This is a genomic window from Pseudomonas violetae (assembly GCF_023072615.1).
GTDB classification, from domain to species: Bacteria; Pseudomonadota; Gammaproteobacteria; order Pseudomonadales; family Pseudomonadaceae; genus Aquipseudomonas; species Aquipseudomonas violetae.
Genome location: NZ_JAKNRW010000007.1, coordinates 64,039 through 85,494 on the forward strand (window position 1 = coordinate 64,039; position 21,456 = coordinate 85,494).

At 60.0% G+C, this 21,456-nt stretch carries 16 protein-coding genes; 14 read left to right on the plus strand and 2 right to left on the minus strand.

All coding sequences use genetic code 11. The features are described 5' to 3' along the window. Positions 1–24: 24 nt before the first annotated feature. From L9059_RS11745 to L9059_RS11780, 8 genes are all read left to right on the plus strand, one after another. Complete coding sequence (locus L9059_RS11745; RefSeq protein ID WP_008033250.1) at positions 25–1,002, plus strand: dipeptidase; 978 nt, start codon at positions 25–27, stop codon at positions 1,000–1,002. A gap of 78 nt (positions 1,003–1,080) precedes the next feature. Further along, the gene (locus tag L9059_RS11750) at positions 1,081–1,611 is read left to right on the plus strand and encodes a DUF5943 domain-containing protein (RefSeq protein ID WP_247291025.1); all 531 of its coding nucleotides are present in this window, start codon (positions 1,081–1,083) and stop codon (positions 1,609–1,611) included. Between the two features lie 15 nt (positions 1,612–1,626). Beyond that, the gene (dgcA, locus tag L9059_RS11755; protein ID WP_247291026.1) at positions 1,627–3,687 is read left to right on the plus strand and encodes a dimethylglycine demethylation protein DgcA; all 2,061 of its coding nucleotides are present in this window, start codon (positions 1,627–1,629) and stop codon (positions 3,685–3,687) included. Between the two features lie 184 nt (positions 3,688–3,871). Then, positions 3,872–5,824, plus strand: a complete 1,953-nt coding sequence (gene dgcB, locus L9059_RS11760; RefSeq protein ID WP_247291028.1) for a dimethylglycine demethylation protein DgcB — start codon at positions 3,872–3,874, stop codon at positions 5,822–5,824. Beyond that, positions 5,824–7,044, plus strand: coding sequence for an electron transfer flavoprotein subunit alpha (gene etfA, locus L9059_RS11765; RefSeq protein WP_247291030.1), 1,221 nt, complete (start codon positions 5,824–5,826; stop codon positions 7,042–7,044). The genes dgcB and etfA overlap by 1 nt, the downstream gene beginning before the upstream one ends. Before the next feature lie 15 nt (positions 7,045–7,059). Then, positions 7,060–7,830, plus strand: a complete 771-nt coding sequence (gene etfB / locus L9059_RS11770) for an electron transfer flavoprotein subunit beta (protein ID WP_247291032.1) — start codon at positions 7,060–7,062, stop codon at positions 7,828–7,830. A 112-nt stretch (positions 7,831–7,942) separates the two neighbouring features. Next, the gene (locus L9059_RS11775; RefSeq protein ID WP_247291034.1) at positions 7,943–8,509 is read left to right on the plus strand and encodes a GNAT family N-acetyltransferase; all 567 of its coding nucleotides are present in this window, start codon (positions 7,943–7,945) and stop codon (positions 8,507–8,509) included. Between the two features lie 158 nt (positions 8,510–8,667). Further along, on the plus strand, positions 8,668–9,579 hold the full coding sequence (locus L9059_RS11780) for an RHS repeat-associated core domain-containing protein (RefSeq protein WP_247291036.1): 912 nt from the start codon (positions 8,668–8,670) through the stop codon (positions 9,577–9,579). A 908-nt stretch (positions 9,580–10,487) separates the two neighbouring features. On the opposite strand, the gene gbcA is transcribed toward L9059_RS11780, so the two are convergent. Then, positions 10,488–11,783 (minus strand): glycine-betaine demethylase subunit GbcA, encoded by a 1,296-nt coding sequence (gene gbcA, locus L9059_RS11785; protein ID WP_247291213.1) that lies wholly within the window; start codon positions 11,781–11,783, stop codon positions 10,488–10,490. Between the two features lie 374 nt (positions 11,784–12,157). Here gbcA and gbcB point away from each other — a divergent pair, with 374 nt between their 5' ends. Further along, a complete protein-coding gene (gene gbcB / locus L9059_RS11790) occupies positions 12,158–13,258 on the plus strand; it encodes a glycine-betaine demethylase subunit GbcB (protein WP_247291038.1) in 1,101 nt (366 codons plus the stop codon). A 169-nt stretch (positions 13,259–13,427) separates the two neighbouring features. Here the strand turns inward: gbcB and L9059_RS11795 are convergent, their stop codons facing one another. After that, positions 13,428–14,468 (minus strand): threonine aldolase family protein, encoded by a 1,041-nt coding sequence (locus L9059_RS11795; RefSeq protein WP_247291040.1) that lies wholly within the window; start codon positions 14,466–14,468, stop codon positions 13,428–13,430. A 132-nt stretch (positions 14,469–14,600) separates the two neighbouring features. Between L9059_RS11795 and L9059_RS11800 the strand changes: the two genes are divergently transcribed. The 5 genes from L9059_RS11800 (at position 14,601) to L9059_RS11820 (ending at position 21,455) form a co-directional block, all read left to right on the plus strand. Then, a complete protein-coding gene (locus L9059_RS11800) occupies positions 14,601–15,311 on the plus strand; it encodes a TraX family protein (RefSeq protein ID WP_247291042.1) in 711 nt (236 codons plus the stop codon). Positions 15,312–15,569: 258 nt separating this feature from the next. Further along, positions 15,570–16,823 carry a serine hydroxymethyltransferase gene (gene glyA, locus L9059_RS11805; protein WP_247291044.1) on the plus strand — a complete coding sequence of 418 codons (1,254 nt, stop codon included), beginning with the start codon at positions 15,570–15,572 and terminating at the stop codon, positions 16,821–16,823. Between the two features lie 23 nt (positions 16,824–16,846). Then, complete coding sequence (locus L9059_RS11810) at positions 16,847–18,097, plus strand: sarcosine oxidase subunit beta (protein WP_123410388.1); 1,251 nt, start codon at positions 16,847–16,849, stop codon at positions 18,095–18,097. A 14-nt stretch (positions 18,098–18,111) separates the two neighbouring features. Then, positions 18,112–18,441, plus strand: a complete 330-nt coding sequence (locus L9059_RS11815; RefSeq protein WP_059407449.1) for a sarcosine oxidase subunit delta — start codon at positions 18,112–18,114, stop codon at positions 18,439–18,441. Further along, positions 18,438–21,455: a sarcosine oxidase subunit alpha gene (locus tag L9059_RS11820; protein WP_247291046.1), complete on the plus strand. Its 3,018-nt coding sequence runs from the start codon at positions 18,438–18,440 to the stop codon at positions 21,453–21,455. The genes L9059_RS11815 and L9059_RS11820 overlap by 4 nt, the downstream gene beginning before the upstream one ends. Position 21,456 lies beyond the last annotated feature (1 nt).

Consider the following 21,456-nt stretch of genomic DNA (forward strand, 5'->3'; position numbering starts at 1 on the left):
GAATCGACAATAGGGGACAGCCTGATGAGCCCAGCCGAACTGCACGCCGACAGCATCGTTATCGACGGGCTTATTATCGCCAAGTGGAACCGCGAGCTGTTCGAGGACATGCGCAAGGGCGGCCTGACTGCGGCCAATTGCACCGTATCGGTGTGGGAGGGCTTCCAGGCCACCGTCAACAACATCGCCGCGAGCCAGAAGCTGATCCGCGAAAACAGCGACCTGGTCATTCCGGTCCGCACCACCGCCGACATCCGCAAGGCCAAGGAACAGGGCAAGACCGGCATCCTGTTCGGCTTCCAGAACGCCCACGCCTTTGAAGACCAGATCGGCTATGTCGAGGTGTTCAAGCAGCTCGGCGTTGGTATTGTGCAGATGTGCTACAACACCCAGAATCTGGTGGGTACCGGCTGTTACGAGCGCGATGGTGGCCTGTCGGGTTTCGGGCGTGAAATCGTCGCCGAGATGAACCGCGTTGGCGTGATGTGCGACCTGTCCCACGTCGGTTCGAAAACCTCTGAAGAGGTCATTCTCGAATCGAAGAAACCCGTCTGCTACTCCCACTGCCTGCCGTCGGGCCTGAAAATTCATCCGCGCAACAAATCCGATGAAGAGCTTAAGTTTATTGCTGATCACGGTGGTTTTGTCGGCGTGACGATGTTCGCGCCGTTCCTCGCCAAGGGCATCGATTCGACCATCGACGATTACGCCGAAGCCATCGAATACACCATGAACATCGTCGGCGAAGACGCCATCGGTATCGGCACCGACTTTACCCAGGGTCATGGCCAGGACTTCTTCGAGTACCTGACTCACGACAAGGGCTACGCCCGCCGCCTGACCAGCTTTGGCAAGATCATCAACCCACTGGGCATCCGCACCGTCGGCGAGTTCCCGAACCTCACCGAAACCCTGCTCAAGCGCGGCCATTCCGAGCGCGTGGTGCGCAAGATCATGGGCGAAAACTGGGTGAACGTTTTGAAAGACGTCTGGGGCGAATAAGCCACCGCACTTCTGATTCCTTTCCTGCGGCCGTCCGCGCCGCAGGCTACACAACGAATTTTCTGGAGTTAAGTTTCCATGGCCAAGATCGCCCCGCAATTACCCATCGAAGTCGACAGCGAAACCGGTGTCTGGACCTCCGACGCCCTGCCGATGCTGTATGTACCGCGTCACTTCTTCGTCAACAATCACATGGGCATCGAGGAAGTGCTGGGCGCTGACGCCTATGCCGAAATTCTCTACAAGGCCGGCTACAAGTCCGCCTGGCACTGGTGCGAGAAAGAAGCCGAATGTCACGGTCTGGAGGGCGTTGCGGTGTTCGAGCACTACATGAAGCGCCTGTCGCAACGTGGCTGGGGCCTGTTCAAGATCCAGGACATCGACCTCGACAAAGGCACTGCCAGCATCAAGCTTGAGCACTCCGCATTCGTCTACGTGTACGGCAAGGTCGGGCGCAAGGTTGACTACATGTTCACTGGCTGGTTTGCCGGTGCCATGGATCAGATTCTGCAAGCCCGCGGCAGCCAGGTCCGCACGGTTGCCGAACAAGTCTACGGTGGCTCCGAAGAAGGCCACGAAGACGGTTTGTTCACCGTCAAGCCGTTGTAAGTCGAGGAACCCGCCATGGCTTTCGAAGCAATGTTCCAGCCGATCCAGATCGGCAAACTGACCATCCGCAACCGGGTGCTCAGCACCGCGCACGCCGAGGTCTACGCGACCGACGGCGGCATGACCACCGACCGGTACGTCAAGTATTACGAAGAGAAAGCCAAGGGCGGGATCGGCCTGGCAATTTGCGGCGGTTCTTCCGTGGTGGCTATCGACAGCCCGCAGGAGTGGTGGAGCTCGGTGAACCTGTCCACCGATCGCATCATTCCGCACTTCCAGAATCTTGCCGACGCCATGCACAAGCACGGCGCCAAGATCATGATCCAGATTACCCACATGGGTCGGCGTTCGCGCTGGGACGGCTTCAACTGGCCGACCCTGATGTCGCCGTCCGGCGTGCGTGAACCAGTGCACCGTGCTACCTGTAAAACCATCGAGCCGGAAGAGATCTGGCGGGTCATCGGTAATTACGCGCAAGCGGCACGTCGCGCCAAGGCCGGTGGTCTGGACGGTGTCGAACTGTCCGCCGTGCACCAGCACATGATCGACCAGTTCTGGAGCCCGCGCGTCAACAAGCGGACTGATGAATGGGGCGGCAGCTTCGAGAACCGCATGCGTTTTGGTCTGGAAGTATTGAAAGCCGTACGCGCCGAAGTCGGTCCTGATTTCTGCGTCGGTATCCGCCTGTGCGGCGACGAATTCCATCCGGATGGTTTGTCCCACGAGGACATGAAACAGATCGCCAAGTATTACGACGACACCGGCATGCTGGACTTCATCGGCGTGGTGGGCTCGGGTTGCGACACCCACAACACCCTGGCCAACGTGATCCCGAACATGAGTTATCCACCGGAGCCGTTTTTGCACCTGGCAGCCGGTATCAAGGAAGTGGTCAAGGCCCCGGTGCTGCACGCGCAGAACATCAAGGACCCGAACCAGGCGACGCGCATTCTTGAAGGCGGTTACGTCGACATGGTAGGCATGACCCGCGCGCACATCGCCGACCCGCACCTGATCGCCAAGATCAAGATGGGCCAGATCGACCAGATCAAACAGTGCGTCGGTGCCAACTATTGCATCGACCGGCAATACCAGGGCCTGGATGTATTGTGCATCCAGAACGCTGCGACTTCCCGTGAATACATGGGCGTGCCGCACATCATCGAAAAGACTACCGGGGTTAAGCGCAAGGTCGTTGTTGTGGGTGCCGGGCCTGCCGGTATGGAAGCAGCGCGCGTGGCTGCCGAACGTGGCCACGACGTGACATTGTTCGAGAAGAAGGAATTCATCGGCGGGCAGATCACCACGGCCTCGAAAGCGCCGCAGCGCGACCAGATCGCCGGTATCACTCGCTGGTATCAGCTGGAACTGGCGCGTTTGAAAGTCGACCTGCGCCTGGGGGTGGCGGCCGATGCGCCGACCATTATGGACGTGCGTCCGGATGTGGTCGTGCTCGCCGTCGGCGGTCATCCCTTCCTGGAGCAGAATGAGCACTGGGGCGCGGCTGAAGGCCTGGTGGTCAGCAGCTGGGATATCCTCGATGGCAAGGTTGCACCGGGCAAGAACGTGCTGGTCTACGACACTATCTGCGAGTTTACCGGCATGTCGACCGCCGACTTCCTCGCCGACAAAGGCAGTCAGGTCGAGATCGTCACCGACGACATCAAGCCCGGCGTAGCGATTGGAGGCACATCGTTCCCGACCTACTACCGCAGCATGTACCCGAAAGAAGTGATCATGACTGGCGACATGATGCTGGAGAAGGTCTACCGCGAGGGCGACAAACTGGTGGCGGTGCTGGAGAACGAATACACCGGCGCCAAGGAGGAGCGGGTGGTGGATCAGGTGGTCGTGGAAAACGGGGTGCGCCCTGACGAAGAAATCTATTACGCGCTGAAGGAAGGCTCGCGTAATAAGGGCCAGATCGACGTCGAAGCCTTGTTTGCGATCAAGCCGCAGCCTTGTCTGGAACAGAGCGGCGACGGCTATTTGCTGTTCCGCATCGGTGACTGCGTCGCCCAGCGCAACGTGCACGCGGCGATCTATGACGCGTTGCGGTTGTGCAAGGATTTCTAAGAGCTTGTTGATAACCCTTGTAGGAGCGAGCTTGCTCGCGATGGACGTGAACGATGACGCGGGCAGTCTGACTTAACGCGACGTTCTCAGGTTTTTCGCGAGCAAGCTCGCTCCTACAGGGGATCGAGCAAGGCATCCAGATAGTTAGGCCTGCAAGACCCTGCGGTCTTTGGGAGCAACATCTATGTTGAACACCCTTCTTCCAATCCTGTTGTTTGCCGCCCTGGGCCTGGCTGTCCTTGGCGCGTTGCGGCGGGTGGCCATGTGGCGTCGGGGGCGAGCTTCGAAAGTCGACCTGATCGGCGGCCTGTTCGCCATGCCCAAGCGCTACATGGTCGACTTGCACCACGTGGTGGCGCGGGACAAATACATCGCCAATACCCACGTCGCCACCGCCGGGGGTGCGGTGGCTTCCGCCGTGCTGGCGATTCTGGTTCACGGTTTCGGCCTGCATAACCGCTTCCTCGGGTATGCACTGCTGCTGATGACTGCCGTGATGTTCGTGGGGGCGATTTTCGTCTACCTGCGCCGACGCAATCCTCCGGCCCGTTTGTCCAAAGGCCCGTGGATGCGCCTGCCGAAAAGTCTCCTGGCGTTCTCCGCTTCGTTTTTCCTGGTGACCCTGCCGGTCGCAGGCATCCTGCCGGAAAACTTCGGCGGCTGGATCCTGGCGGCCATCCTGTTTGTCGGTGTGTTGTGGGGCGTCTCGGAGTTGTTCTTCGGCATGACCTGGGGCGGCCCGATGAAGCACGCCTTTGCCGGCGCCCTGCACCTGGCCTGGCACCGTCGTGCTGAGCGCTTTGGCGGCGGTCGCTCCACCGGGTTGAAACCGTTGGACCTCAACGATCCGACAGCGCCGCTGGGCGTGGAAAAGCCCAAGGATTTCACCTGGAACCAGTTGCTCGGCTTCGACGCCTGCGTGCAGTGCGGTAAATGCGAAGCCGCGTGCCCGGCATTCGCCGCCGGCCAGCCGCTGAACCCGAAAAAACTGATTCAGGACATGGTCGTTGGCCTGGCCGGTGGCACCGATGCTAAGTTTGCCGGCAGCCCCTATCCCGGCAAGGCCATCGGTGAGCACGCGGGTAATCCGCATCAGCCGATCGTCAACGGCCTGGTGGACGCCGACACCCTGTGGTCGTGCACCACCTGCCGCGCCTGTGTCGAGGAATGCCCAATGATGATCGAGCACGTCGATGCCATCGTCGACATGCGTCGCCATCTGACCCTGGAAAAAGGCGCGACCCCGAACAAGGGTGCCGAAGTCCTGGAAAACCTGATCGCTACCGACAACCCGGGCGGCTTCGCACCGGGCGGGCGGATGAACTGGGCGGCGGACTTGAATCTCAATCTGCTGAGCGAAAAGAAATCCACCGACGTACTGTTCTGGGTCGGCGATGGTGCTTTCGACATGCGCAACCAGCGGACCCTGCGGGCGTTTGTCAAAGTACTGAAAGCGGCAAAAGTCGATTTCGCCGTGCTGGGCCTCGAAGAGCGTGACAGCGGCGACGTGGCCCGACGCCTGGGCGACGAGGCGACCTTCCAATTGCTGGCCAAGCGCAATATCCAGACCCTGGCCAAGTACAGCTTCAACCGTATCGTCACCTGCGACCCCCACAGCTTCCACGTGCTTAAAAACGAATACGGCGCCTTTGACGGCAATTATCTCGTGCAGCACCACAGCACCTACATGGCGGAAATCATCGGCGCTGGCGCCCTCAGCCTCGGCCAGCACAAAAGCAGCAGCGTGACTTATCACGACCCGTGCTACCTCGGCCGCTACAACGGCGAGTACGAGGCGCCCCGTGAGGTGCTGCGTGCCCTTGGCATCGAAGTCCAAGAGATGCAGCGCTCCGGTTTCCGTTCGCGTTGCTGCGGTGGCGGTGGCGGTGCGCCGATCACCGACATTCCGGGCAAGCAACGGATCCCCGACATGCGCATGGAAGACATCCGCGAAACCGGAGCCGAGTTGGTGGCCGTGGGTTGTCCACAGTGCACCGCGATGCTTGAAGGGGTGGTCGAACCGCGCCCGCTGATCAAGGATATTGCCGAACTGGTGGCTGACGCATTGCTTGACGATTCGGGCCAGAGCAAGCCGAATGCACCGGCCAAACGTGAAGAACCTGCGGAGGCCCACTGATGAGTGACATTATCCGCCGCGATCCCCGTGCCGAATGGATCGCCCGCAACCGCCTGCACCCGCTGCACGCGGCCATGCAACCGGCGCAACACAGCTGGATGGGGCCTAACGGGGTCATCCGCAAGAATCCCCATGGCATCGGCTTTATCGGCCCCAATGGCCTCAAGCGCATCGACCGCAGCGGCGCTCAACAGGGCGGCTCAACCAAGCGTTCAGCCGCCGTGGAAGTTCAACTGCCACTGCATCAAGTGCCACAACCGGCGTTCTACATCAGCGTGGTGCCGGATATGGTCGGTGGCCGCTTGAGCAGCCATGACCGTGACCTGCTGGGCCTGGCGCATCAGATGGCCGGTAGCGAGGGCGCGGTGCTGGCTGTGGTGTTCGGTGAACACAAGGAAAGCGGGTTTGCCACCGCAGGTGTCGATCGCCTGTTGGTGCTCAATGGCGAGGAATTCAGCGGTTATGCACCGGAACAACGGGTACAGGGACTGCGGGCTGTGGATAACCAGTTCAATCCGCGCCACTGGTTGCTGCCGGACAGTCGTACCGGCGGCGGCGAACTCGGCCGCCGCTTTGCCGCAGCTCTGGGCGAACGCCCGGCAACACGGGTATGGCAGGTCAAGGGTCAGAAATGCATCGGCCGTGCCGGTGCTGGCCTGCAAGACCTCGCCCGTCCGGTTGCTCGCTTGATCCTGGGCGCTGTCGAATGCGCCGAACCGGTCAGTGAAACCCGACATGAAGCCGTTCCGGTGGAGTTATCCACAACCGTGGCGCGCAGTCTTTCCCGCATAGAAGACCTGGGTGCAGTGGCTGTCGACCCGGCAGCCATCCCCATGGCCGAAGCGGAATTCATCTTCTCTGGTGGTAATGGCGTCAGGGACTGGGGGCTGTTCCACAGGACCGCCGAAGCACTCGGTGCCACTGAAGGCGCTTCTCGTGTAGCGGTCGATGACGGCTTCATGGCGCGCGATCGCCAGGTGGGCGCATCCGGTACCTGGGTCACTGCGCGAGTCTATGTCGCAGTGGGGATTTCCGGGGCGATTCAGCACCTGCAAGGCATCGGTGCCTGCGACAAGGTGGTGGCGATCAACCTTGACCCTGGTTGCGACATGATCAAACGCGCCGACCTGTCGGTGATCGGCGAGAGTGCCGAGATTCTCCAAGCCTTGATCGATGCGATAGCGGCTTATCGCAACGATGCCAAGCGCGATGCGGCTTAAGGGAAGGAAAAGGTCATGAGCACGAAAATCATCAGCCTGGTGTCCATCGGCGCCCACCCGACCTCTGGCCGGCCACGTCGCGCGGAGCAGGATGCACGCGCGGTGGAACTGGGCCTGCAACTGGCTGGGGATAACTTGCAAGTACTGCACGCTGGCGACGTCGCCGAGCCTGCGTTGCGTGCCTATCTGGGCATGGGCCTGGAACAACTGCATGTGCTGGAACAATCGGTTGGTGCTGATGCGCTGCCCGCATTGACCGACTATCTGCGCGAAGCCGGGGCACAAGTGGTGCTGACCGGCAGCCAGGCGGAAACCGGCGAAGGTTCGGGCATGCTGCCGTTCCTGCTGGCAGAAAGCCTGGGCTGGCCCTTGATAGTGGGGCTTGCCCAGGTTGAATCCATTGACGGCGGTTCTGCGCTGGTGCTCCAGGCATTACCGCGCGGCCAACGGCGTCGTCTTAAAGTAAGGCTGCCGTTTCTGGCCACTGTGGATAACGCTGCACCCAAGCCTCGTCAGAGCGCCTACGGCCCGGCGCGGCGCGGTGTGTTGCAGGCTGATGAAGTCGAGGTATTCGACGATGAACTACTCGCGCTGGCGACCCTGCAACCGGCCAAACCGCGGCCGAAACGCTTGAAGGTGATCAAGGCCAAAAGTGGCGCAGATCGCATGAAAGCTGCAACGGCCAAGGCCAGTGGCGGTGGCGGGCAGGTGTTGAAGGGCGTAACCGCCCAGGCGGGAGCTGAGGCGATTCTCAAATTGCTGATCGAAGAGGGCGTGGTGCGTTGACGTTGAACTTCAAGCGGCAACACCCGGAAAAACCATTTGCCCTCTGGCGCGTTGCTACGCACTAAACGCCCACGTTAAAACGGGCGCTCGAAGATTAGTGGAGTTCCAATAAATGTCGGTTGAATTTCGTTCGGCAGTGCGCGCGGATGCGCGAGAGATTGCGCGTTTGTTCCAGATTTCATCGGAGGGTGCTTCGGATTACATCTGGAGCCAGATAGCCGAGCCTGGCCAGGATCTGCTGGACGTCGGAGCCTTGCGATATGCCCGTGATGATGTGGATTTCTCCTGGCAGAACTGCCTGATGGCCGAAGCCGAAGGTGAAGTCATTGGCATGCTGCACAGCTACGTGATGCGCCACGACCCGCTCGCAGCGCCAGTGACCGACCCGGTGTTGGCGCCGTACGCCAAAATGGAAATCCCCGATACCCTTTATATTTCCAGTCTGGCACTGCATGAAGGCTGGCGAAACCAGGGGCTGGGCAAGCAGTTCCTTGCTTACGCCTACGACCGCGCCGATCGGCTTGGGCTCAATGGCCTGAGCCTGATCGATTATGCCGCGAACACCGGTGCCCGGCGCTTCTATGAGCGCCACGGCTTCCGCATTGTCGATACCTGCCGGATCACACCGCATCCGATGATCCGGGTCACGGGTGAGGCCTATTTGATGCATCGGCCGTAGCGGGCTTCCAATGGCGGGCGACCCTAGCAGAACTGCTAGTGTTAGCTTTACTGGCGGTTTGTTAGGGTAGCTGACAGTTGGTACCCGCTTCTGCGACAGGGCCTGTCAGTGGCAGGCACGGCGCGGCGGGTCATCAGGTTTCATCAAGGACGCGACTCATGCCCATCTCCCGCCAGGCTCGACCTGTGGAACCCTTTGCAGCAGCAGATCCGCGGTACTCGCGCACCCTGCTGCTCGCCAGCGACCTCCAGCAAAGTGTTCTCGTCGAGCGGGACCGCGGGGGCCCGAACCCCTTCGCCTATTCTCCTTATGGCTTGCAAAGCGGGATGAGCCGGGCCTCTGCGCATGTGGGCTTCAATGGGCAACTTAAAGAACGTTCAACCGGTTGGTATCACTTGGGCAATGGCCATCGGATCTACAGCCCGGTGCTGATGCGATTCCACAGCTCAGACCGGTTGAGTCCGTTTGGGAAGGGGGGAATCAATCACTATGCCTACTGTGGCGGGTCTCCCGTGAATCGGGTCGATCCTACCGGGCAGGTGTGGTTTGCTGTTCCGGTCTTAGGCCAGGTGGTTGGTACTGCGGTGGGTGCGCTCTTTATGAGTGCAGCTACTATCAGGACGGCATCTGCAGTAGTTAACAGGGCAGTGCTCAGCACCAGTTCGCGCTTGGCTAACATATTCAGTTTTTATGGCGGTGTTTCAGCTCTCGCCGTTCGCCCACTGGGAGTTCCAGCCGCTCTATCCGCAGTTTTACCCAATGTAATGCAGGCCACTTCTGTCGCAGGCAATGTTGTCAGTCAGATTTCGACTTTCGTCGGGGGGACTATCTCGAATGTGAATCTGGCGCGGACAACGCTGGCAACAGCTCGTGCAACTGGCCAGTCCGTGAGGCAAGTGGCAGTTGAAACACTCAAGGAAGTCAGTGGCTATAACTTGCTTCGGGGGCGGGACATCGGCCAGGTTCCTCACGCAAGTCACGCAAGCACGATCCAGGACGGCGTGGCCGTGATCGCTCGCGAAATACGAGGTCCGAATTTATCGAGCGCCCAAAATTCGACCCGTCTATAGCGAACTACTCCATTGTTACATCAATGTTCGCTTTGGCTCAGGATACTGCTCCGCTGAGCGACAGTTTTTCCATGTGGTGTTCGAAGACGCAGTACGGTTGGGAGTTCATCAGAGATCTCTTGTTTACCCACAATTCCTGTTGGCGCTTCTGTGGATAACATGTTCGCCCCTTGCTGCGCCCCCTGGAAACCGTACCCTCCGGCCAGAACGTAAAAAACAACCAGCCTAAGCTGCGGTTCTTTATGGTTTTTCCTGGGGGAAAGAGTCTTTGTGCACATGGACTTGCCCCCAATCTCTGTTGGCGCTTCTGTGGATAAGATGTTCGCTTAATGCTGCAGGCCTTTAAATTCGTGCCCTCCAGAGCGTTGGTTGAGAAGTGATCAAATGGGCTGTTTCAACCAAAGAATCGCGCGCTGACCTTGAAATTTTGCGGCTTTCAGCGGTTTTCCACAGCTCTCTCGAAGTTGCCCCCAAAGACTGTTGGCGGTTCTGTGGATAAGGTGTTCGCGATTCTCTGCAGGCCAGGCAGTGCGTGGCTTTGACGCATTAGATTAAAAAACGATCAATGGCTTCTGGAAACGCGGGTTTCGGATAAGTCACGGATTTTCTTTGATTTATGTGGAAAAATTTTGTGCATTTCCACAGTTGTTCCCATTTGCTGTGGGTGGAGATGTGGATAACTTGTTTGTGGAAGGCTGTAGCGTGCGCATTGCATAGCGCTAAACGAAATAGATCATATTTCGTACAGTTCTAACCGAAGAGAACGTAAGCGGGAGAGAAACCTGTCGCGAGCAAACCCCTTGTAGGAGCGAGCTTGCTCGCGATGGAGGTGAACGATGACGCGGGAAACCAGCCAGCGGTGGCCGTGGGTTTTTCGCGTTCAAACTCGCTCCTACAAGGGGAGATGTTTAGCCTTGGACCGGTACGCCTTTGAGGTACGGCGCAGGCTCGGCCCCCAGGTTGCTCAGCAGGCGCTCGCTGTACCAGTCTACGAAGTTCACTACGCCAAACTCATAGGTCTTCGAATAAGGCCCAGGTTGGTAAGCCGTGGAGTTGATCCCGCGCTGGTTCTCTTCCGCCAGGCGACGGTCCTGGTCGTTGGTGGCATCCCACACCTGGCGCATGCGGTCGACGTCATAGTCCACACCTTCGACAGCGTCCTTGTGCACGATCCACTTGGTGGTGACTAGGGTTTCCTGGGCGCTGATCGGCCACACGGTGAACACGATGATGTGGTCGCCCATGCAGTGGTTCCAGGAGTGCGGCAGGTGCAGGATGCGCATCGAACCCAGGTCCGGGTTCTTGATGCGGCCCATGAGTTTGGTGCAACCCTGTTTGCCGTCCAGGGTCATCGACACGGTACCCTTGAGCAGCGGCATGCGCACGATGCGGTTACGCAGGCCGAAGCTGGCGTGGGCGTAAGGGATCTTCTCGGCTTCCCAGGCAGCGGCCGAGGCGGCTACATGGTCCTTGAACGCCTGGTCGGCGCGCGGGTCGGTGACGTCGTCCCATTCCAGCAGGGTTTTGAGCAGTTCCGGGTGCGAGGCGTTGCAGTGGTAGCACTCGCGGTTGTTTTCCAGTACCAGCTTCCAGTTGGCCTTTTCAACCAAGGTGGTGGTAATTGCCACCTTGGTGTTTTCCATGTCGTACGGTTCCATGTAGTGGTTCAGCGTCGACAGGAAGTCATCAATGGCCGGCGGATTCTCCGCCAGGCTGATGAAGATGTAGCCGCCGGCGGTCTTCACGTTCACAGGCTTGAGGCCATACTGCTTCATGTCGAAGTCGGCACCCATCTCGGTGCCGGCAAACAGCAGGCGGCCGTCCAGCTCATAGGTCCACTGGTGGTAATGGCAGACCAGTTTGGCGACCTTGCCTTTTTCGCTTGTGCACAAACGCGAACCACGGTGACGGCAGACGTTGTGGAACGCATGCACCACACCTTCGGCACCGCGGATCACGATGATCGGGTTCTTGCCAACCTGCAGGGTGAGGTAATTGCCCTTGGTCGGGATCTCGCAGGTCATGCCGGCAATCAACCACTCTTTCTGGAAAATTTCCTGCATGTCGATATCAAACAGCCGCTCGTCAGAGTAAAACGGCTGTGGCAGCGAGAAGGTGCGCTCGCGCTCTTGCAACATTTGCGCGGTGGCCTTGCGTGCGGGTTCCAGCGGATCGCCCAGGCTGATTTTTGCGGTGACGTCCATCGTGTGTTTCCTCAAGGCCATCTGCGTGGCCGCGAAAGTGGCTTGGTGGTCGGTGTGGCGGGTTTGGTTGGGCAAGTTCGGCGCCTGAAGTCAACTTCATGCATCCGAACCTGCTCCACCCAAACCCGCCACATCGGCCACGGGTTGCTACGCAAGGTGTAAAGAATCTGTCGTTGTGTGGAGCGAGTGTGGGGCCGGTGCACGCCAGAACCTTATCCATGGGCGACATGGCCCAATCTGTTCCCGACGCGCAACCCCCGGTCGTTGGGGGCTGGTCGCGATAAGTATGTGAATGTCGCAGTTAGGTAAATGGGTGGACTGCGCGTTACGCAGAATCGCCAACATAAGGCCGACCATCGGCGGTGGAGAACAGCATGTCCAACAGCTTCCTGAATCCGGTAACCACCCAGACCTGGGCCAATGGTCGACACATCGTCCGTTGCGTCAAAGTCATCCAGGAAACCTGGGACGTGCGCACTTTCTGCTTTATGGCGGACCAGCCGATTCTGTTCTTTTTCAAGCCGGGGCAATTTGTCACCCTGGAGCTGGAAATCGACGGCGTGCCGATCATGCGCTCGTACACCATCTCCAGCTCGCCCTCGGTGCCCTACAGTTTTTCCGTGACTATCAAGCGCGTGCCGGGGGGCAAGGTGTCGAACTGGTTGCACGACACCCTGCACGAAGGCCATGAGCTGGCGGTTCACGGCCCCGTCGGGCTGTTCAACGCCATGGACTTCACCGCGCCAAAAGTGTTGTACCTCAGCGGCGGCGTCGGCATCACGCCAGTGATGTCCATGGCGCGCTGGTTCTACGACACCAACGGCAACGTTGATATGGTGTTTATCCACAGCGCCCGTTCGCCCAAAGACATCATCTACCACCGCGAACTGGAACACATGGCGTCGCGGATCGACAACTTCAGTCTGCACCTGATTTGCGAGAAACATGGTCTGGGCGAGCCGTGGGCCGGTTATCGCGGTTACCTGAACCATAAGATGCTGGAACTCATGGCGCCCGACTTCATGGAGCGTGAAGTGTTCTGCTGCGGGCCGACGCCGTACATGAATGCGGTCAAGCGTATGCTCGAGGCGGTCGGCTTCGATATGTCGCGTTATCACGAAGAATCGTTCGGTGCCACGCCACCGGAAGCCCGTGCGGATGCGGTGGAACAGGCCGAAATTGCTGCCGACGCGCCGGAAGTCGATTTGGCGGACCTGCATCAAGTCGAATTTATCTCGTCTGGCAAGAGTATTCGTGTGGCCCCCGGGGAAACCGTGCATGCGGCAGCTGCCAAGCTCGGTTTGCTGATCCCGAAGGCATGTGGGATGGGGATTTGCGGTACGTGCAAGGTGTTGAAATTGGGGGGCGAGGTGGAGATGGACCACAACGGCGGGATTACCGAGGAAGACGAAGCCGAAGGGTACATCCTGTCGTGCTGCAGCGTGCCGAAAGGTGATGTGCGCATCGAGTTTTGATGTGTCCCTGCGGGAGGGCGCTCGCTCGCGAAGGACGCTAACGATAACGCGCAATTACTGAATAAACGCGGCGTATTCAAGGCCATCGCGAGCAAGCTCGCTCCTGCAGGGGGGGAGAGCCCTGCCGAGCGGGAGCAAGCTCCCTCGCGACAGGGGATCGGGTTGCTGTTTAGCGGGACATGACCTCGCGAATGTCCGTCGCCAATTCACGTACACGTTCTTCTTCTGTATCCCAAGAGCACATGAACCGCGCGCCTCCGTTGCCGATGAAGGTATAGAAGCGCCAGCCCTTGGCCGTCAGTGCGGCGATGGCCGGTTCCGACAGTTGCAGGAACACGCCGTTGGCCTGTACCGGGAACATCAGTTCCACTCCGGGAATATCGCTGACCAGTTCGGCCAGCAATTGCGCGCAGTGATTGGCATGGCGGGCGTATTTGAGCCAGGCGTCGTTTTCCAGGATCCCGACCCACGGTGCCGAGAGGAAACGCATTTTCGAGGCCAACTGCCCGGCCTGCTTGCAGCGGTAGTCGAAGTCTTCAGCCAGTTTGTGGTTGAAAAACAGAATCGCTTCACCCACTGCCATACCGTTTTTCGTGCCGCCAAAACACAAAACGTCGACACCGGCCTTCCAGGTCAGGTCCGCTGGAGAGCAGCCGAGAAAGGCGCAGGCGTTGGAGAATCTCGCGCCGTCCATGTGCAGGTTCAGGCCGAGCTCCTTGCAGGTGGCGCTGATGGCACGGATTTCTTCAGGGGTGTAGATGCTGCCGACTTCGGTGGCCTGGGTCAGGGTTACGACACGGGGTTTTGGATAGTGAATATCCTGACGCTTGAGGGCTACTTCGCGAATTGACTCGGGAGTCAGCTTGCCGTTTTCGGTGCGCGCAACCAGCAGTTTGGAGCCGTTGGAGAAGAACTCCGGCGCGCCGCATTCGTCGGTTTCGACATGGGCCGTTTCCGAGCAGATCACGCTGTGGTAACTCTGGCATAGCGACGACAGTGCCAGGGAGTTGGCGGCGGTGCCGTTGAAGGCGAAGAACACTTCGCAGTCGGTTTCGAACAATTTGCGGAATTGATCGGACGCGCGCGCGGTCCATTCATCGTCGCCATAGGCGCGCTGGTGGCCGTGGTTGGCTTGTTCCATGGCCGCCCAGGCTTCAGGGCAGATACCGGAATAGTTGTCGCTGGCGAATTGTTGGCTCTTGTCGGTCATGGCCGGCTTCCGTGATCGAAGCTCTTATGGTGAAGAGCATTCGTGGTCAATGATGGTGCGCACTTTACCGAAGATCGTCCGGGGGGCACACGGGATGTTGCTTTCGAAAAAATACAGCCTTGGCGGGTAATTATGCACATGACTCAACGCGAGGGTGCACTCGATCTGCTCAAGTGGCTGGCGCTTTTGAGCATGCTGCAAGATCACCTGCGATATGTCGGGATCAGCGCCGATTGGCTGTATGTGCCCGGGCGCCTCGCGTTCCCGTGGTTCTGTCTGGCGATGGCGGCGAATCTTGCACGAAGCGGGGCGCGCAAGACCGAGTGGCGTTATCTGGGTTGGTTGCTGGTGTTCAGTGCGCTCAGCGAGATTCCCTATCGGTTGTACATTCCTGATCCCGACACCTTGAACGTCATGCCGACTTTGGCGTTGGGGTTGCTGGTGGCGCGCGGATGGCAGGATCCATCGCTGGTAGCGCGCCTGCTTGCTGTGGGCTCGTTGTTGCTGGCGGCAATGTTTCCGGAGCGGCTGATGTTCGGTTTCTTCGGTGTGCTGCTGCCGTTGGCGATGTTGCTGGTGTTCAACCAGCGCTGGTATCTCGGCTTGCTGCCAGGGCTGATCTGTCTGGCAGCGAACCAATGGCAGGTGCTATTGGAGGCGGCGCGATTCGGCAATAGCGTCGCAATCCTCGGCCTCGCGGCATGCCTGTTTGCGCCACTATTGGGAATGCTCCTGTTGCGACACGCCGGATCCCTGCACCCGCCAGCCATGCGCCGCTGGGCTTACGCGCTGTATCCCGCGCATTTCCTCCTGCTGCTCGCGATGCGTCAGGCATTCACATAACCCTGTGGGAGCTGGCTTGCCAGTGATAGCGGTGGAGCAGCCGCCATCGCTGGCAAGCCAGCTCCCACAGGGTCTCTTGCTAATTTCAGAGCGGTGTGAGGTCAGCCATTTCAGCCCATGTCGTAAACGCACCTTTGCGTGGCGTCCGTAGGCATTTGGCCTGTCTGCGCCGGTCATACCATCGCATCAAAGGGCACTGCCGAAACACCAGTGCCTTACCGAGACGAATGGCGCATAGATGCCGCTGGGAGAGACGCGATGTTCAGCAAGCAAGACCAGATCCAGGGTTACGACGATGCACTGCTGGCGGCGATGAATGCCGAGGAGCAACGTCAGGAAGATCATATCGAGCTGATCGCGTCCGAGAACTACACCAGCAAGCGCGTGATGGAAGCGCAAGGCAGCGGCCTGACCAACAAATACGCCGAAGGCTACCCGGGCAAGCGCTACTACGGTGGCTGCGAGCACGTCGACAAGGTTGAGGCCCTGGCCATCGAGCGCGCCAAGCAGCTGTTCGGCGCTGATTACGCCAACGTCCAGCCGCACTCCGGTTCCTCGGCCAACAGCGCCGTTTACCTGGCCCTGATCCAGGCGGGCGACACCATTCTCGGCATGAGCCTGGCCCACGGTGGTCACCTGACCCACGGTGCCAAGGTGTCGTCCTCGGGCAAGCTGTACAACGCCGTGCAGTACGGCATCGACACCAAAACCGGCTTGATCGACTACGACGAAGTCGAGCGTCTGGCCGTGGAATGCAAGCCGAAGATGATCGTTGCCGGCTTCTCGGCCTACTCCAAGACCCTCGACTTCCCGCGTTTCCGTCAGATCGCTGACAAGGTCGGCGCGCTGCTGTTCGTCGACATGGCCCACGTTGCCGGTCTGGTCGCTGCCGGCCTGTACCCGAACCCGCTGCCGTATGCCGACGTGGTCACCACCACTACCCACAAGACCCTGCGCGGTCCGCGTGGCGGCCTGATCCTGTGCAAGGCCAACGAAGAAATCGAGAAGAAGCTCAACTCGGCAGTTTTCCCCGGTGCCCAGGGCGGCCCGTTGATGCACGTGATCGCGGGTAAAGCGGTGTGCTTCAAGGAAGCGCTGGAGCCGAGCTTCAAGGCTTATCAACAACAAGTGATCGACAACGCCCAGGCCATGGCCGGCGTATTTATCAAACGCGGCTACGATGTAGTGTCCGGTGGTACCGATAACCACCTGTTTCTGGTCAGCCTGATCCGTCAGGGCCTCACCGGCAAAGACGCGGATGCAGCACTCGGTCGCGCCCACATCACCGTGAACAAGAACGCTGTCCCGAACGATCCACAGTCGCCGTTCGTGACCTCCGGCCTGCGTATCGGCACCCCAGCGGTGACGACTCGCGGCTTCAAGGTGACCCAGTGCGTCACGCTGGCTGGCTGGATCTGCGACATCCTCGACAACCTCGGCGACGCCGACGTAGAGGCTAATGTTGCCCAGCAAGTGTCGGCCCTGTGCGCGGACTTCCCGGTTTATCGCTGAGCGCGGTTTTGGAGTAAATGACTATGCAACGCTACTCGGGCTTCGGCCTCTTCAAGCACTCCCTCAGCCATCACGAAAACTGGCAGAAGATGTGGCGCACGCCGACCCCTAAAAAGGTCTACGACGTGGTCATCGTCGGCGGTGGCGGGCATGGTCTGGCGACCGCCTACTACCTGGCCAAAGAGCACGGTATCACCAACGTGGCCGTGGTCGAGAAAGGCTGGCTGGGCGGCGGTAACACCGCGCGCAACACCACCATCGTTCGCTCCAACTACCTGTGGGACGAGTCGGCGCACCTGTACGAACACGCGATGAAATTGTGGGAAGGCCTGTCTCAGGATCTGAACTACAACGTGATGTTCTCCCAGCGTGGCGTCTACAACCTGTGCCACACGCTGCAGGACATCCGTGATTCCGAGCGTCGGGTCAGCGCCAACCGCCTCAACGGCGTCGACGGTGAATTGCTCGACGCCAAGCAAGTGGCTGACGAGATCCCATACCTCGACTGCTCGAAGAACACCCGCTACCCGGTGTTGGGCGCTACCGTCCAGCGTCGCGGCGGCGTGGCCCGTCACGATGCCGTGGCGTGGGGCTTTGCCCGTGCCGCGGATGCACTGGGCGTGGACCTGATCCAGCAGACCGAAGTGATCGGTTTTCGCAAGGAAAACGGCGTGTGCATCGGTGTAGAAACCAACAAAGGCTTTATCGGCGCCAAACGCGTTGGTGTCGTGACCGCCGGTAACTCCGGGCACATGGCCAAACTCGCCGGTTTCCGCCTGCCGATCGAATCCCACCCGCTGCAAGCGCTGGTGTCCGAGCCGATCAAACCGATTATCGACAGCGTGATCATGTCCAACGCCGTGCACGGTTACATCAGCCAGTCCGACAAGGGCGACCTGGTGATCGGCGCGGGTATCGACGGCTACAACGGCTACGGCCAGCGTGGTTCGTACCCGGTGATCGAGCACACCATCCAGGCCATCGTCGAGATGTTTCCGGTGCTGTCGCGGGTACGCATGAACCGGCAGTGGGGCGGCATCGTCGACACCACGCCGGACGCCTGCCCGATCATTTCGAAAACCCCGGTACCGAACATGTTCTTCAACTGCGGTTGGGGCACCGGTGGCTTCAAGGCAACACCTGGCTCGGGCAACGTATTTGCCGCGAGCCTGGCCAAGGGTGAAATGCACCCATTGGCTGCACCTTTCTCCATCGACCGTTTCCACAACGGTGCGTTGATCGATGAACACGGCGCTGCTGCGGTTGCCCACTAACAGGAGAAATCCCCATGTTGCATATCTTCTGTCCTCACTGCGGCGAGTTGCGCTCCGAAGAGGAATTCCACGCATCCGGCCAGGCGCACATCCCGCGCCCTCTGGACCCGACTACCTGCACCGACGAGGAGTGGGGCGACTACATGTTCTTCCGCGATAACCCTCGCGGTCTGCACCACGAACTGTGGGATCACGTCGCCGGTTGCCGTCAGTACTTCAACGCCACCCGTGACACCGTGACCTACGAGATTCTCGAAACCTACAAGATCGGCACCAAGCCACAATTCACCGACAAGACCGACAGCCCGAAAGCGGCCGCCACGGCTCTGGGAGAGAAGGTATGAGCCAGATCAATCGCCTGTCCAACGGCGGACGGATCGACCGCAACAAAGTGCTGAGCTTCACCTTCAACGGCCAGAGCTACAAAGGCTTTGAAGGTGATTCCCTGGCCGCAGCCTTGTTGGCCAACGGTGTCGACATCATCGGTCGCAGCTTCAAATACTCCCGTCCGCGCGGCATCTTTGCCGCCGGTGCCGAAGAGCCGAACGCCGTGCTGCAGATCGGCGCGACCGAAGCCACGCAGATCCCGAACGTGCGCGCCACGCAACAGGCGCTGTACCAAGGTTTGGTCGCCACCAGCACCAACGGTTGGCCGAGCGTGAACAACGACATGATGGGGATTCTCGGCAAGGTCGGCGGCAAGCTGATGCCGCCGGGCTTCTACTACAAAACCTTCATGTACCCGCAATCGTTCTGGATGACCTACGAGAAGTACATTCGTAAAGCTGCAGGTCTTGGCCGTTCGCCGACCGAGAACGATCCGGATACCTACGACTACATGAACCAGCACTGCGACGTGCTGATCGTCGGCGGTGGCCCTGCTGGCCTGGCCGCGGCATTGGCCGCTGCGCGCAGCGGTGCTCGCGTGATCCTGGCCGATGAGCAAGAAGAGTTCGGCGGCAGCCTGCTCGATTCCCGTGAAAGCCTCGACGGCAAACCTGCGACCGAATGGGTTGCCAGCGTTATCGCCGAACTGAAAGACACCCCGGACGTGCTGCTGTTGCCGCGCGCGACGGTCAACGGCTACCACGATCACAACTTCCTGACCATTCACGAACGCCTGACCGATCACCTCGGCGATCGTGCTCCGATTGGCCAGGTGCGCCAGCGCATCCACCGGGTTCGCGCCAAGCGTGTGGTTCTGGCAACCGGCGCTTGCGAGCGTCCCCTGGTCTACGGCAACAACGACGTGCCGGGCAACATGCTCGCCGGCGCTGTATCGACTTACGTTCGCCGTTACGGCGTGGCACCGGGCAAGAAGCTTGTCTTGAGCACCAACAACGACCACGCCTACCGCGTGGCCCTGGATTGGCTCGATGCCAGCCTGCAAGTGGTGGCCATCGCCGATGCGCGCAGCAACCCGCGCGGTGCACTGGTGGAAGAAGCTCGTGCCAAAGGTATTCGCATCCTCACCGGCAGCGCCGTGATCGAGGCCCGTGGCAGCAAGCACGTCACCGCTGCCCGCATTGCCGCGATTGATGTCAAAGCCCACGCCGTGACCAGTCCTGGCGAATGGCTCGATTGCGACCTCGTTGCGACATCCGGCGGTTACAGCCCGGTGGTCCACCTGGCTTCGCACCTGGGCGGCAAGCCGACCTGGCGTGAAGACATCCTCGGCTTCGTACCGGGCGAAGCACCGCAGAAACGTGTGTGCGTCGGTGGCATCAACGGCGTCTACGGTCTTGGCGATTCCCTGGCCGATGGTTTTGAAGGTGGCGCTCGCGCCGCCAGCGAAGCCGGTTTCAGCATCGTCGAAGGCACCTTGCCGAAAGCCCTGAGCCGGTTCGAAGAGCCCACACTGGCGCTGTTCCAGGTGCCCCATGAAAAGAACACCGCACGGGCGCCGAAGCAATTTGTCGACCTGCAAAATGACGTCACCGCCGCCGCCATCGAACTGGCGACCCGTGAAGGCTTCGAGTCGGTCGAGCACGTCAAACGCTACACCGCACTGGGCTTTGGCACCGATCAAGGCAAGCTCGGCAACGTCAATGGCCTGGCTATCGCCGCCCGTTCGTTGAACGTGACCATCCCGCAGATGGGCACCACCATGTTCCGCCCGAACTACACGCCGGTGACCTTCGGCGCCGTGGCCGGTCGCCACTGTGGGCACATCTTCGAACCAGTACGCTTCACCGCGCTGCATCACTGGCACGTGAAAAACGGTGCCGAGTTCGAAGATGTCGGCCAGTGGAAACGTCCATGGTATTTCCCGAAAAACGGCGAAGACCTTCACGCCGCCGTGAAGCGCGAATGCAAAGCCGTGCGCGACAGCGTTGGCCTGCTGGACGCCTCGACCCTGGGCAAGATCGACATTCAAGGCCCGGATGCGCGTGAGTTCCTGAACCGCATCTACACCAACGCCTGGACCAAGCTCGACGTGGGCAAGGCGCGTTACGGCCTGATGTGCAAAGAAGACGGCATGGTGTTCGACGACGGCGTAACCGCTTGCCTCGCGGATAACCATTTCGTGATGACCACCACCACTGGCGGCGCGGCACGCGTGCTGCAATGGCTGGAAATCTACTCCCAGACCGAATGGCCAGACCTGAAGGTGTACTTCACGTCCGTGACGGATCACTGGGCAACCATGACCCTGTCCGGGCCGAACAGCCGCAAGCTGCTCAGCCAAGTCACCGACATTGATCTGACCAACGAAGCCTTCCCGTTCATGACTTGGAAAGAAGGCCTGGTCGGCGGTGTGCCGGCGCGGGTATTCCGGATTTCGTTTACTGGTGAGCTGTCGTATGAAGTCAACGTGCAAGCCGACTACGCCATGGGCGTACTGGAGAAAATTGTCGAGGCGGGCAAGCAGTACAACCTGACGCCGTACGGCACCGAAACCATGCACGTACTACGGGCCGAGAAGGGCTTCATCATTGTGGGCCAGGACACGGACGGCTCGATGACGCCGGACGACTTGAACATGGGCTGGTGTGTGGGCCGCACCAAACCGTTCTCGTGGATCGGCTGGCGCGGCATGAACCGCGAAGACTGTGTGCGTGATCAGCGCAAACAGCTGGTTGGCCTGAAGCCGATCGATCCGACCAAGTGGCTCCCCGAGGGTGCGCAGCTGGTGTTCAACACCAAGCAGGCGATCCCGATGAGCATGGTCGGGCACGTGACCTCCAGCTACGCGCACAACTCCCTGGGTTATTCGTTTGCCATGGGCGTAGTGAAAGGCGGCCTGAACCGCATGGGCGAGCGAGTGTTCGCGCCGCTGGCGGATGGCAGTGTGATCGAGGCGGAAATCGTTTCTTCGGTGTTCTTCGATCCGAAAGGGGATCGTCAGAACGTGTAAC